Origin of the sequence: Agarivorans sp. DSG3-1 (assembly GCF_046774965.1) — a bacterium.
GTDB lineage: Bacteria > Pseudomonadota > Gammaproteobacteria > Enterobacterales > Celerinatantimonadaceae > Agarivorans.
Genome location: NZ_CP177241.1, coordinates 3,843,594 through 3,856,153, shown reverse-complemented (window position 1 = coordinate 3,856,153; position 12,560 = coordinate 3,843,594). Strand labels below are relative to the sequence as shown.

General features: G+C 43.1%; 15 protein-coding genes and 1 riboswitch. Of the genes, 8 read left to right on the top strand and 7 right to left on the bottom strand.

Going from position 1 to position 12,560, the window contains the following annotated elements; translation table 11 throughout:
- Positions 1–15: 15 nt before the first annotated feature.
- Complete coding sequence (gene minC, locus ACLD71_RS17900; protein ID WP_411991540.1) at positions 16–720, bottom strand: septum site-determining protein MinC; 705 nt, start codon at positions 718–720, stop codon at positions 16–18.
- A 112-nt stretch (positions 721–832) separates the two neighbouring features.
- On the opposite strand from minC, the gene ACLD71_RS17895 reads away from it, so the two are divergent.
- The 4 genes from ACLD71_RS17895 to ACLD71_RS17880 are packed head-to-tail and all read left to right on the top strand — an operon-like array spanning position 833 to position 3,210.
- Complete coding sequence (locus tag ACLD71_RS17895; protein WP_137674596.1) at positions 833–1,117, top strand: YcgL domain-containing protein; 285 nt, start codon at positions 833–835, stop codon at positions 1,115–1,117.
- Positions 1,118–1,129: 12 nt separating this feature from the next.
- Positions 1,130–2,095, top strand: a complete 966-nt coding sequence (locus tag ACLD71_RS17890) for a lytic transglycosylase domain-containing protein (RefSeq protein ID WP_137674595.1) — start codon at positions 1,130–1,132, stop codon at positions 2,093–2,095.
- A 1-nt stretch (position 2,096) separates the two neighbouring features.
- On the top strand, positions 2,097–2,762 hold the full coding sequence (locus ACLD71_RS17885; RefSeq protein ID WP_411991539.1) for a fumarylacetoacetate hydrolase family protein: 666 nt from the start codon (positions 2,097–2,099) through the stop codon (positions 2,760–2,762).
- Complete coding sequence (locus ACLD71_RS17880) at positions 2,755–3,210, top strand: YcgN family cysteine cluster protein (protein ID WP_137674593.1); 456 nt, start codon at positions 2,755–2,757, stop codon at positions 3,208–3,210. Before ACLD71_RS17885 ends, ACLD71_RS17880 begins: the two co-directional genes overlap by 8 nt.
- Before the next feature lie 63 nt (positions 3,211–3,273).
- Here ACLD71_RS17880 and dsbB read toward each other — a convergent pair whose 3' ends face one another.
- Positions 3,274–3,783 carry a disulfide bond formation protein DsbB gene (gene dsbB / locus ACLD71_RS17875; protein ID WP_137674687.1) on the bottom strand — a complete coding sequence of 170 codons (510 nt, stop codon included), beginning with the start codon at positions 3,781–3,783 and terminating at the stop codon, positions 3,274–3,276.
- 51 nt (positions 3,784–3,834) lie between these two features.
- On the bottom strand, positions 3,835–5,406 hold the full coding sequence (gene nhaB / locus ACLD71_RS17870) for a sodium/proton antiporter NhaB (protein ID WP_137674688.1): 1,572 nt from the start codon (positions 5,404–5,406) through the stop codon (positions 3,835–3,837).
- A gap of 246 nt (positions 5,407–5,652) precedes the next feature.
- Between nhaB and fadR the strand changes: the two genes are divergently transcribed.
- A complete protein-coding gene (fadR, locus tag ACLD71_RS17865; protein ID WP_137674689.1) occupies positions 5,653–6,369 on the top strand; it encodes a fatty acid metabolism transcriptional regulator FadR in 717 nt (238 codons plus the stop codon).
- Between the two features lie 79 nt (positions 6,370–6,448).
- Here fadR and ACLD71_RS17860 read toward each other — a convergent pair whose 3' ends face one another.
- The 3 genes from ACLD71_RS17860 to ACLD71_RS17850 form a co-directional block, all read right to left on the bottom strand.
- Entirely contained in the window at positions 6,449–6,808 is a 360-nt protein-coding gene (locus tag ACLD71_RS17860; RefSeq protein WP_137674690.1) for a glutaredoxin family protein, read from the bottom strand.
- Between the two features lie 66 nt (positions 6,809–6,874).
- Positions 6,875–7,429 (bottom strand): TMEM165/GDT1 family protein, encoded by a 555-nt coding sequence (locus ACLD71_RS17855; RefSeq protein WP_137674691.1) that lies wholly within the window; start codon positions 7,427–7,429, stop codon positions 6,875–6,877.
- 15 nt (positions 7,430–7,444) lie between these two features.
- A riboswitch (yybP-ykoY riboswitch) is annotated at positions 7,445–7,607 on the bottom strand.
- Positions 7,608–7,651: 44 nt separating this feature from the next.
- Entirely contained in the window at positions 7,652–7,984 is a 333-nt protein-coding gene (locus tag ACLD71_RS17850; protein ID WP_137674692.1) for a translation initiation factor, read from the bottom strand.
- A 199-nt stretch (positions 7,985–8,183) separates the two neighbouring features.
- On the opposite strand from ACLD71_RS17850, the gene ACLD71_RS17845 reads away from it, so the two are divergent.
- The 3 genes from ACLD71_RS17845 to ACLD71_RS17835 are packed head-to-tail and all read left to right on the top strand — an operon-like array spanning position 8,184 to position 10,889.
- Positions 8,184–8,411, top strand: coding sequence for a FeoA family protein (locus tag ACLD71_RS17845; protein WP_411991538.1), 228 nt, complete (start codon positions 8,184–8,186; stop codon positions 8,409–8,411).
- Entirely contained in the window at positions 8,408–10,666 is a 2,259-nt protein-coding gene (gene feoB, locus ACLD71_RS17840; RefSeq protein WP_137674694.1) for a Fe(2+) transporter permease subunit FeoB, read from the top strand. Before ACLD71_RS17845 ends, feoB begins: the two co-directional genes overlap by 4 nt.
- A complete protein-coding gene (locus ACLD71_RS17835; protein WP_137674695.1) occupies positions 10,647–10,889 on the top strand; it encodes a FeoC-like transcriptional regulator in 243 nt (80 codons plus the stop codon). The genes feoB and ACLD71_RS17835 overlap by 20 nt, the downstream gene beginning before the upstream one ends.
- Before the next feature lie 95 nt (positions 10,890–10,984).
- On the opposite strand, the gene ACLD71_RS17830 is transcribed toward ACLD71_RS17835, so the two are convergent.
- Positions 10,985–12,526 (bottom strand): EAL domain-containing protein, encoded by a 1,542-nt coding sequence (locus ACLD71_RS17830; RefSeq protein WP_411991537.1) that lies wholly within the window; start codon positions 12,524–12,526, stop codon positions 10,985–10,987.
- Positions 12,527–12,560 lie beyond the last annotated feature (34 nt).

Below are 12,560 nucleotides of genomic sequence, written 5' to 3'. Positions count from 1 at the left end.
AATTCGTTAACGAGGTTAACTTAAATTACCAAATACGATTTGCTGGTCTTCTATTTGTACACATTGCGGCGTATCGGCATGTTCGCCAATTTGCTCATGCAACATATAAACACCAGCAATAGAAATAAGTTCTGCTTGCAAGTTCTGACAAAATATTTTGCTGTCTTTTCTGCCGCTAGCGCCTGCGATAGCACGACCCCTTAATGCACCATAAATATGAATATTACCGTCAGCAATCACTTCCGCGCCATTACCTACCGAACCAATAATGACTAAGTCGGTATTTTGCGCGTAGACTTGCTGGCCAGAGCGAATTTGTCCGCGAACGATTTTACTTGGCACAGCAGCTGGGGCTGGAGGAGGTGTTGGCGCTTTTTCTTCTGCGGGTTTGCTGGGTTTGGCAGTTGCTTGTTGTGAGCCACTGGTCATTACGGCTAAACCTGCAGCACGAGCAGCGGTTTTTTGTTCAGAGGTACTACATCCGGTAACGCCTACTAATACAAAGTCTTGAGCTTCTACCACTTCCTTGAGCTGGTTGAAGTCAAAATCAGCGTCTACTTCGCTAATATTCACTACTATAGGGGCACAGTTAAAGAACTGAGGTGCTTGCGCCACCTTTTCCATTAACTTGTTATTTAATGATGTTAAATCATTTTTTCCTAAGTAAACCACTGAAAGGGTAAAGTTTGTCCCTTTAAACTCTATTTCCTGTCCGGACATGAACAGCTGATTCCTTTTTACATTTGTATACGAGCAATGACGCTTCACTATATATTCTGATATAGTCGCGTTTTAGCATAACCTGATCAGTGACTAGGATACTAACATTTTCATGTTCTGTGCAGTCTATAAAAGTCTCAAAAAACAGCAAACTTATCTCTATATTGAGAAGAAAGACGATTTTTCGCCAGTTCCAGCGTCATTACTAGAGTTAATGGGGGCTAAGGAGCTGGTAATGTTGGTACCAAAACGACCAACAAAAGATTTTGCTAGTGTTGAAATAAACACCTTAGAAGCCGCGTTTAAAGAGCAAGGCTATTATTTACAACTACCACCACCTCCAGAAAACTATCTTAAGCAGCATTTAGCCGCTCAGGCTAAGGCAAAAAATGACTAAAAGGGGAAGTTAGTGAAAAAATTTATCGGTACGGTGCTATTCTCGGCTGCCTTCTCATTACACGCTGAACCGGGCTTTGATAACTACGTTGAAGAACTTAAAGTTGAAGCGGCTAGTGAAGGTATTTCACAAGCCACTATTGATGCCGCATTTACCAATGCCAAGTTTTACCCTCGCGCTGTAAAAGCAGATAAGCAACAGCCTGAGTTTAAGCTAACACTAGATACCTACTTGCCACGAGCTGTGCCCGACTGGAAAGTGCAGCAAGCGCGGGCGTTATATAAGAAACACTACCCACTACTCAAAGAAATTGAAAAGAAATATAAGGTGCAGCCGCGCTTTATTATTGCTTTGTGGGGAGTGGAATCCAACTTTGGCAAGTTTACCGGTAACTACAGCGTGGTATCGGCGCTTGCCACTATGTCTTATGAAGGCCGTCGCGAAGCGTTTTTTAAGAAAGAATTAATGAATGCACTTCGTATTCTTGAAGATGGACATATTGAACCTAACAAAATGAAAGGCTCTTGGGCGGGTGCCATGGGTCAAGTGCAGTTTATGCCAAGTTCCTTCTTAGCATACGCTCAAGACTTTGATGGCGATGGTAACAAAGATATTTGGAACAATACCGCTGATGCTTTGGCTTCTGCTGCAAACTACTTAGCGCAAAGTGGCTGGAACAATGATTTAACGTGGGGTCGCCAAGTTAAACTTCCAAACGATTATGATGCAACGCACTCAGGCTTAAAAGTTAAGAAAAGCCTAAGCGAGTGGCAAGCTATGGGTGTTCGTCGTTACGATGGCACTAACTTACCCATTCGCGATATTCAAGCCTCTATCGTGCAGCCAGACGACGCTCAAGGGCGTGCATATTTAGCTTACGATAACTACCAAGTACTGATGAAATGGAATCGCTCGCATTACTTTGTGGCCGCGGTAGGTACTTTGGCTGATCGCATCGCTTACCCACCGGTGTTTTAAGGTGTATCAGCATCTCGATGAACAAGGCCAGGCCTTACCATTTACTGCGAATAAAGCAGTCTGTGTAGGGCAAAATTACTTGGCGCACATGCAAGAGATGGGGGGCGCGCCGGCCAAGCAGGCTGTGTTGTTTATTAAGCCTAAAACCGCCATCACTGGTTTGGCAAACGGAGTAATGATTCCAAGCGATGTGGGTGAAGTGCATTACGAACTTGAGCTCGCCATATTGATTGCTAAGCCGCTTCGAAATGCCTCTCCTAAGGAATTGGATGATGCCGTTTGGGGATACGCCGCGGCATTAGATTTAACCTTACGCGATGTGCAGTTAGCGCTAAAACAAAGTGGTCACCCATGGGAGCGCGCTAAGGCCTTTGATAAGAGCTGTGTGCTGAGTCACTTTAAGCCGATTAATAGGTTAAGTGAGTTGGCTGATGTTGAACTACATTTTGAGCAAAATGCTCAGTTAAAACAGCAGGGTACAACAAAGCAAATGATCCGCAATCTAAGCACATTGCTGTGTGAAGCTTCACGCTGTTTTACTCTAGAACCAGGAGATGTTTTGTTAACTGGCACTCCTGCTGGCGTTGGCCCCTTGAAAGTCGGCGATAAGTTAGCATTTAAGGTTGCCGATATTTCGGTAGAAACAGAGGTTGTATTGAGTGAGTGAAGTAAGATTTTGGGAAACCAAAACCTTGGCGCAAATGACTGCCCAAGAATGGGAGTCGTTATGTGATGGATGTGGTAAATGTTGTTTATCGAAGTTGATAGATGAAGATACCGATGAGTTGTATTACACCAATATTGCTTGTGTATTGTTAAACAGTAAAAGCTGCCAGTGTAGTGATTACCCGAATCGATTTGCTAAGGTCCCTGATTGCGTAAAAATTACTTTAGATGATATTGACGCGTTTCATTGGTTGCCCCCTAGTTGCGCCTATAAACGGCTAATCGAAGGGAAACCGCTGCCAGAGTGGCATCCTTTGTTAAATAAGGGCAAGGCCTCAGAAATGCACAAACGTGGCGCTTCTGTGCGAGGTAAGATTGTGTGTGAAACGCAGTTAACGGGTCCGTCTCAAGATTACATTGTGCGTTGGCCTTTAGACGAGTGTGAATAGCGTAAATTGCCAGCCATAAAAAAGCCCGCGTTAAGCGGGCTTTTTTATGTTTATCTTTTAAATCTATTTCTTGCGCCATTGCAGACCAAAGAACAAAACCCCGGCTGCTAAGAACACAGCAAATAATAGAATCAGCCACTGCGGCATAGACCAGCCTAAGAACATCCAAGAGATCTCGTCACAAAATCCATTTGGATTAAATAACCAAGGCACCCATTTATCTAGCGGCGCCCATTCAGGGAAGTTGGCAAAGAAGTCGCAGGTGGCAAATGGGTTTGGATTCATTTGATAGTCGGTATGGGTTATTGCTAGCTGCAAACCCCATGCGGCACTGACGATCCATAATCCAAAAGCACTTAAACGAATGACGATATTTTTAGGTGCAATCCAACCTAGTAAACCTGCTGCCATTAAACCAAACATGGCTACACGCTCATAAATGCACATAACGCAAGGGTCAAGCTTCATGACATGTTGGAAGAATAAAGCGCACAACTCAAGTGATAAGCTACCAATAAAAAGCAGAAACCAAGGTTTACGTTGGTACGGCAAACTGCTTAAAAAATTGAGCATAATCAGAAACTCCTGTTAAAAAAGGCGATGCAAGCATCGCCGTTTTTAAAATTAATGTCCAGCAGAAACCGCTGACGCTGCGCCCGCAACGTGATGGCTAATCCATCCCATATCGTAGAAGTATTGAGTGGCAGGAATCAATGCAAATTCCACACACAATAAACCTACACCGGCTAGTACGATGGTGTAAGGAATGGCCATCCACACCATACGCCCGTAAGACAAACGTAAAAGCGGAGCAAGTGAAGAGGTGAGCAAGAACAAGAATGCTGCTTGGCCATTTGGCGTTGCTACCGACGGCAAGTTAGTACCAGTGTTAATGGCAACGGCTAACATGTCGAATTGGTCACGAGTGATTTGGCCATCTAACCAAGCGGCTTTCACTTCGTTAATGTAAACAGTACCTACAAATACATTGTCACTCACCATCGAGAGCAAGCCATTGGCAATGTAGAAGGCGACCAGTTGCCCCTCATCTTCAATCGATAGCACCCAGTGAATAACTGGTTTGAATAGCTCTAGATCAATAATCACTGCCACAATCGAGAAGAATACCGCTAGCAATGCCGTAAAGGGCAGGGCTTCTTCAAAGGCCTTTCCTAATTGATGTTCTTCGGTAATTCCGGTAAATGCAGTGGCGAGAATAATGACAGACAAACCAATTAAACCAACAGCCGCTAAGTGCATGGCTAAACCAATAATTAACCATACTGCGATAAAGGCTTGAACGATAAGTTTTGCACGGTCACGGTTAGTACGCTTCTCATCTTCGTACTTATCGTAGTCAGTAAGAATTTGCCTAACGTTGGCAGGTAGTTTAGTGCCATAACCAAACTTGCCCGCCTTCTCTAGTAAGAAACAGGTTAATAGACCAAATACGAGTACCGGTAAAGAGACCGGTGCCATGCGTAAGAAGAATTCGAAAAATTGCCATCCAGATTGGTCAGCAATAATGAGGTTTTGTGGCTCACCTACCATGGTACATACGCCGCCAAGCGCGGTACCTACACCAGCATGCATCATTAAGCTGCGTAGAAAAGCGCGGAAGCCTTCTAAGTCATCGCTGCTTAAATCATCACCGGTGTGGTCATGCTTTTGGTGAAAGTCTTTTCCAGAGGCCACTTTGTGATAGATGCTATAAAAGCCGATAGCGACACTAATCACCACGGCAATAACGGTTAATGCATCAAGGAAGGCAGATAAAAATGCACCGGCTATACAAAAGGCTAAAGATAAAATCGCTTTATCTTTAATCTTAATGAGCATTTTGGTGAACATAAATAAAAGCAGTTGCTTCATAAAGAAGATGCCCGCCACCATGAAGATCAATAGCAGCACTACTTCAAAGTTATTCACTAACTCGTGCTTTACTGTTTCCGATGATGTCATCCCTATAGCTACTGCCTCAATGGCCAGTAAACCGCCCGGCTGTAATGGGTAACATTTTAAGGCCATAGCCAAAGTAAAAATGAACTCAATTACCAGCAACCAACCCGCAATGAAAGGGTCAATATAGAAAACGATGGGGTTAATAATTAGAAATAAAACAATGGCTTTTTTGTACCACAAAGGCGCATTGCCAAGAAAGTTCTTAGCAAAGGCACTGGATAGACTAGTATTCATCCTGAAATCTCATATTTGTTCGTATGGCAGGTCGAGTTTCCCCTACGAAAACTCGAGCGTGATTGTATGTGATGTCACGCATCTTTGATAGCTGAACGTTCGAAAATATCAAAATTCTTCAAGTCATGATAAAAAATGTCAATAGTTTTTAAAAACTGTAGGTTAGAGCCCGTACCACTTGCTTTTGCTTTAGTTAATGGTTTGTTATTATCATTTCAATAAAAACTAAAATAGACTGAGTAAATAATGGTAATAAAAGCAAAAAGCCCAGCGGGATTCGCCGAACAGTACATCATCGAATCCATCTGGAATAACCGTTTTGCTCCTGGCACCATCCTCCCTGCCGAAAGAGAACTATCAGAACTTATTGGCGTTACCCGCACCACATTACGTGAGGTTCTTCAACGTTTAGCACGTGACGGTTGGTTAACTATTCAACATGGAAAACCCACTAAGGTAAATAACTTTTGGGAAACCGCTGGACTGAATATTCTAGAAACCTTAGCTAAACTAGACAGCGACGGCGTACCTGAACTTTTTGAACAGTTATTATCAGCAAGAACCAATATTAGTGTGATTTTTATTCGTGGTGCCTTAAAAAACAACCCGGAGAAAAGTCGCCAGTTAATTGAACAATACAGGCAATTAGAACAAACCGGTGAAGCTTACGCTGAGTTTGATTATCAAGTGTTGCACGGCTTAGCTTTTGCCTCAGGTAATCCTTTATATGCCTTGATTTTAAATGGTTTTAGAGGCATGTACCGTAGTGTAGGTAAGTATTACTTTGACGATCCCGTATCACGCCAATTGGTCGATAAGTTTTATGACGACTTGATCGCCTTAGCGGACTCAGGAGAGCACGATAATGCGCTTCAAGTTGTGCGTAATTACGGTATTGCAACTAGTGAAGTCTGGAAGCGACTACGAGATGTTATGCCAAGTGACATTATGGAAATTGACTAGCCTAAGGCTTCCAAGATCTTAGGTAAATAAAAAAGCTCCTTACAAAAGGAGCTTTTTTATTACTGAGCAAAGCTGTGGTTTACGCCACTTTTTGCTCTAAGTAACGAATAATGTCATTTGACTCGTAAAGCCATTTTACGTTTTCGCCTTCGCTGATGCGCAAGCAAGGCACTTTTCGAGAACCCCCTTCGCTTACTAACTCATCAAGAAATTCTGGCTGGGCTTTTATATCACGTAATCCAATGGTGATGCCATTGCGCTTCATTGCGCGTCTTACCTTTACGCAGAAGGGGCAAGCGGCCAATTGGTAAAGGTGTAAGCCTTGTAGTTTCTGATCAACTGCAGCTTGTTCATCAGGACTACGCTTTATCGATTTTGGCGAAAATACCGCGTTAAGTAACAAAATAATACGGCCTAAAATCCAACGAATCACTTTCATTTTTTACAACCCGAGTAACAATTTGCGGCAGAGTGTAACACAAACCTGCTAAAGCTTAAGCCTTGCTTAAAACAACAAGGTGCTTAAACCTAAGGCCAAAAATAGTATTGCTGTTAAGCGATGTATTAAGGTCATAGGCAGCTTTTCTACCCCTAGTTTACCGAGTAAAATAACTGGGATGTTTGCAATGCACATACCAATAGTGGTTCCTGCTATTACCATCCATAAGGCATCGTATTTAGCCGCTAAAATAACTGTAGCCACTTGGGTCTTGTCGCCAATTTCAGCAATAAAGAAAAGCACTAAGGACGCCATGAAAGGGCCATGTTTTAGCATCGCGCTGTCTAAGTCGTCTACTTTATCGGGAATCAGCACCCAAATAGCCATGGCAATAAACGACAGTCCAAGCAGCCAACGTAGCACATCAGGGTTTAACCAAGATTGCACCATTGCGCCAAACCAAGCGGCAGCGGCGTGATTCAGTAGGGTAGCGACAATGATGCCGGCAATAATGGGCAGTGGTTTACGAAATTTGCATGCGAGTAACAGAGCAAGTAACTGAGTTTTGTCGCCAATTTCGGCAATGGCAACAGCGGTGATGGAGGTAACAAGGGCTTCCATTAATATCTCTTAATGAGGCGAGCAAATAAACCAATGCACAAACGCCGCTCACCTCTTAATAGCGTTAATGTGCAGTTGGTCTTGCCAGGCCTAACTAGGCTGCATTTACCATAGTGATTGTGCACTAAGTATGTTGATAAATGCCCCGCAACCAAAGTTACAGGCGGCTACTCCCCAAAAGCGCGCAGAAGATAGCGTGTAAGCACTGGTTAGTCAAAAGGTTTAGCCACCAATGCGTTTAGTTTTGTAATCACGCTGCTTCAACCATGCTTCAAGCTTGTCGCGTTGGTCACCTTGAATTTCAATCACATAGTCTTTTACGCTACCACCAACGCCACAGTGTTTTTTCATTTCTTTGCATAGGCTTTTTAATTCTGATTCTTCTAGCCCAAAGCCACTTAAGCAGGTTACTCCTTTGCCTTTTCGGCCTTTGGTTTCACGACGCATTTTAACAAAACCATCGCTGTCTGGAATATCTTCAGCTATGTCTTCAGGTTCAATGCGGCCTTGGTCGGTGGAGTAAACAAGTTGCGATAGTTGGTCTTTGAATGACATCTTCAAGTTACCTTTGTTGAAATTGGCTAAATGGTAGCGCATTTAGTGAAAAGGTTTCAAAAATAACACCTAAAAATATCTCACAAAAATACCAAGCTATATAAACCTGCTTGATATAGATCAAAGTTATATAGTGATGAGTGTCGCACAATCAACTAAATGAAAATCATTTCTATTTAGAATTGTCGGGTGGGACTCTATGTCATTGGATGAAATAGTCGCAGGTCAAAAAGCAAAGGTGCTAAGTTTGCAAAACTTGCCACGCGCTAATCGAAAAAAGCTAATGTCGTTAGGCATATTACCTAATACAACCTTAACCATAGTTAGGCGCGCCCCCTTAGGTGATCCGATCCAGGTATCTGCCGCTGGCATTAACCTAGCCTTGAGTAATCTACAGGCAAAGGCGATTGAGGTGGCGTCGGTATGATTAAGCATAAAATTGCTACAGTAGGTAACCCGAATAGTGGCAAAAGTACCTTGTTTAATGCTTTGACGGGCAGTAAACAGAAAGTGGGTAACTTTAGTGGTATTACGGTTGATAAAAAGTCAGGTTGGATCCGCAAGGCCGATTGGCAATCTGAAGTGGTGGATCTCCCCGGCGTTTATAATATCGATCCTCAGTTAGACAATAGTTCTTTAGACGAGCGTATCGCTTGTGAGTTTTTACAGTCGGAACCTTTAGATCTAGTGATCAACGTGGTTGATGCCAGTGCAGTTGAACGTAGCTTATATTTGAGCATTCAACTTAAAGAACTGGGTTTACCGGTGGTGCTAGTACTAAACAAAATGGACACCGCTAAAGCAAAGCTGCTAAAAATTAAAGTACAGCAGTTTAGCGAGCGCTTTAAGTTGCCGCTGGTATGCCTGTCTGCTACCTCTAAAAAGCAGGTAGAAGATTTCAAAGATAATCTTCCCCAGATTATTGAGCAAGCCAAACAGAGTGAGCCTTTAGAGCTAGAATATTCAGCGCCCATCGAAGCATTTTCAACAAAATGGCAAGCAAGACTGGGCTTTAACAAAGGCCAAGTATTGCGCTTGATAGAGCAAGATCCTTGGCTGATTAAACAGCTTGAACCTCAGTTAGTGGCAGAGTTAGAACAAGATTTTGTGCAGTTTAACAATACTGATGTTGATTTAGAGCTCGCCAATAGCCGCTACAACTTTATCTACCAACTTACCCAAGATTGTGTTGGCAAAAAAGGCCACTTAAACCGAGATTACACGGCGATGATTGATAGCTTGTTGCTTAATCGCTGGATTGGTATTCCTGCCTTTTTAGGCGTGATGTACCTAATGTTTATGTTTGCCATTAATGGCGGTGCGGTATTCATCGACTTTTTTGATATTACTGCTGGCACTATTTTTGTTGATGGTGTGGGTGAAGTGCTGAGTAATGTCGGCGCTCCCGAGTGGCTAACGGTGGTGTTAGCTAATGGCGTAGGCGTGGGCATTCAAACCGTTGCTACCTTTATTCCCGTTATTGCTTGTTTGTATTTATTCTTAGCGTTACTGGAAAGCTCAGGTTATCTGGCGCGAGCGGCTTTTGTGGTTGACCGTGCTATGCAGGTGATTGGTTTACCGGGTAAAGCATTTGTTCCGATGTTAATGGGTTTTGGCTGTACCGTGCCTGCCATTATGGCGACCCGAGTATTAGAAAAGCATCGCGAGCGGGTATTAACTTCAGCCATGAGCCCATTTATGTCTTGTGGTGCGCGCTTACCGGTTTACGCATTGTTTGTGGCAGCGTTTTTCCCAGAGCAAGGCCAGAACATGGTATTTGGTTTGTATCTCATTGGCATATTGGCTGCGATTGTTACCGGCTTATTGCTTAAGTACACGTTGTTACCGGGCACTGCGCAAGACTCGGTTCTTGAGTTGCCAGACTACCAGTTACCTACGGCTTTTGGCGTATTACTATTAACCTGGCAAAAAGTGCGTGGCTTTGTGGTTGGCGCAGGCAAAACCATTGTATTAGTGGTCGCTATTCTTAGCGTATTAAACAGCATCGGAACGGGTGGCGAGTTAGACGCCGAAGGCCAAGAACATTCAATTTTGAGTCGAGCTAGCCAATTTGTTACACCAGTATTTGGCCCAATGGGGATTGAGCAAGACAACTGGCCAGCAACCGTAGGTATTGTTACTGGCTTATTCGCTAAAGAAGCGGTCATTGGCACTTTAAACAGCTTGTATGCCAATGCCAGTGAAGCAGACGAAGAGTGGACTTATCTAGGCCGTTTCCAAGAAGCTGGGCAAACCATTGTCGATAACTTTAATGACTTAAACTACGGTGACCCTCTAGGTATAGCGATTGAAGAAGCTGATAGCCTTGAAGCAGCAGCTGAAATGAACGAAGTTGATTTCAGCACTATGTCGCAGTTGGGCAAACACTTTACGCCTGAATCTGCTGTGTCATTTATGTTGTTTATTCTACTCTACATGCCTTGCGCAGCTGCAATGGGCGCATTGGTAAAAGAACTAGGTATGAAATGGGCGCGACTAATTGGCGTGTGGTCTACCTTACTAGCCTATAGCTCGGCCACTATTTACTACCAAGTAGCCACTTGGCAGCAAGCGCCAGTGTCTGCCAGCGTGTTGTTATTGGCAATGGTATTTATGTTGGCGGTTTGGGTACTATTTTTAAAACGTAAGCGGGCAGAGCATTTTGATATTACAAGCGCTTAAGGAATACATTGAAGCTAACCCTGGGGTTATGCTTAGCCAGCTAGCGAATCATTTCTCATTGAGTGATGACGCCGCGCTAGCGATGTTGCAGCCTTGGGTAAAACGCCATCGACTCCGCTTGGTTAAACTGGGCTCTTGTTCAGGTGGTTGTGGCTGCGGAGTGAGCGAAGAACAGTGGCAGCTATATTGGCAAAATGAAAGCCAAATAGGTGTTACGTGTTAAGCGGCGCAGTGGAAAAATTAAGTAAAAAGGACAGTGTATTCACTGTCCTTTTTTTGGTTTTGTTAGTGGGGTAATTAGCACTAAGGCTTTGTAAATTAGTCTGTAGAACTGTTTGATTGCGTGTATTTTTCAACAAACTGGCTAATAGGCATGGGCTTTCCAAACATCCAACCTTGCCCAAACTCTACATCTAAATCTTCTAATACTTTGCACTGCATTAGGTTTTCTACACCTTCGGCGATGACTTTTAAATCAGATTTCTTGGCAATTTCTACCATGTGCGGCACTAACGACGAGCGAATAGAGCCCGCCTCTAAATCGAATACAAAGCTCTTATCAATTTTTAGGTATTGGCAGCGGAAGTTTTTAAGTTGTTTAAGGTTTGAGTAGCCGGAGCCAAAATCATCAATCGCCACTTCAAAACCTTGTTGAATAATATGATTGATGTGTTGATTAGCGACTAAGCTGTCGAGTTGCAGATCTTCTGTTATCTCGAGAGTAATGCCTCCTTTAAACTGCTGTACTTCTGGCAATGCTTGTAAATCAGCAATGTTGTTGTTTTCAACATCACAAGGGAAAATGTTAAAACTCACTTTCGTATCACTAGTTATTGCACCACTGGCTTGTAAGTGACTCAGGGCATCTTTAATGATCATTAATGTAAAAGGCCAAGTTAAGCGCAGTTTACGTATTTCGGGAATAAACTCATCGGGCATTAATTTGCCGTGTTGATCTTCGAAACGGGTTAATACTTCTCCACCAATAATCCGTTTAGATTTAAGATCGACAAGAGGTTGAATATGACAAACGAAGTGGCCTTTATTGATGCCTCGTCTTACGCGAGAGCTCATACTGCCATGGCGTTTGATTAGGGTGTCAGAACTGATGCTTATCAAAATGCCAAAGGCTGCACTAAACAATAATGAAAATATTAAAAAACCGAACTTACTTTTAAGGAGGGTGTAGTTATACAAACTGAGCGCAATACAGAAATCATAGGTCTGGCTACAACGATGAAAATAGTGATAGTTATCATCTACTTCTTCCATTTCATCTAGCTCAGCACGGCGAAACGTACCGGGTGTGCCTATTAAGTGGGTATAGTGTTCATCTACTCGATTTACCACTTCCCATTGGTTATCGCCGTATTCTAAGCTACTGAAGGTATTGTTGGCGATCACAACAGTAAAATTGCCTTTTCGGATGACCATGCCTGAATGCAGGTGATCAAATATAACCAACTGCTGGTTTAACCATACGTCGAAGTCTAAGTTAGTGGTGTAAGTTGGAGGGTCTAATTCCAAGGGAACCTCTAGTTCCCCTCCTGTAGTGGTACAAGCTAAGTGGTTATTTTGTACTAAACCTGCGTCTTTAATGTAATCACTGAGGAATACCGTTTGGCGCATTTTTAGTAAGGACGCTGGGCTACAGTCGTTAATGTTTAAGTTAGCTAAGTCATCTAAGGATTGTATGGTGCTATAAAACACCGACTGGGTGAGGCTTAAAGTATTATCTGCATGATAGCGTTGTGACTGGCTGATGTCGTGCGAAAGAAATTGTAGAGAAATGACAGTCATTAATGCACAAGACAATAGCCCCGCAGTAACGATAAGTATTTGTTGTGTAAAAACTCGCATAAGCTTACATCCATGTACCTTAGTCGCCATAATT